Consider the following 921-nt stretch of genomic DNA (forward strand, 5'->3'; position numbering starts at 1 on the left):
TTAACTCAGAACGCAAAGCGACCGTGATTCTGGTGGCCACTACGATGATAGCGGCACTGGGCTGGATTTTTTCCAAAGAAACCATCCAAGGGCTGCCTCCCTTTGGTTTTATTGGCTTGCGATTTACCATCGCCTCTCTCTGTTTACTGCCATTGTGTTTCCGACCACTAAAAGCGGCACGGTTAAAAGACGTGTTGGCGGCTAGCGGTGTTGGTTTGCTGCTTGGTGGCGCTGTGATGACGTGGATTTACGCCATTTCAATCAGCGATACGCTAGGCGAGGGCGCATTTATTATGAGCCTCTCGATGCTGTTCGTGCCAATCGTGGCTTGGGTAATGTTTCAACAACGCCCTCAGCGCATCTTTTGGATCTCGTTACCTATTGCGGTGATTGGTTTAGCGTGCCTTTCATTGGCTGGAGGTTGGAAGCAGTCTGCGAGTCAACTCTGGTTTCTTGGAGCGGCGCTTATCTTGGCGCTACACTTTAATGTAAACAGCAAATATTCGCAGAAGTTGCCCGTTTTACTACTGACTTGTGTGCAGCTGTTTTCAGCAGGCTGTCTAGGTCTGTTGGTGTCGTTCTTGATGGAATCACGACCAGAGCAGGTGGATTCATCCATTTGGTGGTGGTTTGCGCTCAGTACGTTGCTTGCGACGAGTTTGCGTTACGTTATGCAGACGATGGGGCAAAAGTTTGTCCAAGCAGGGAATGCGGCACTGATTATGATCTTAGAGCCGGTTTGGACGGTTGTTCTCAGCATTCTTTGGTATGGTGAAGTTCTGACGGCCAATAAACTTGTTGGTTGTCTGCTGATTCTCTTTTCTTTGGTGATTTACCGCACTGGCGGCAGATTCCGCTTCCCCAAGCGAGCGTAAATACACGCTCTAAAGATGAACGACGATGGCAAATACTGAACATCAA

The 921-nt window shown here is 49.0% G+C and carries 1 protein-coding gene; it reads left to right on the forward strand.

The window, feature by feature from the left end:
- Positions 1 to 875: DMT family transporter (locus tag R7Q48_RS25490; RefSeq protein ID WP_318132935.1), on the forward strand; the 875-nt coding region annotated here is incomplete at its 5' end.
- Positions 876 to 921 lie beyond the last annotated feature (46 nt).

This window comes from Vibrio sp. 378 (genome assembly GCF_033339435.1).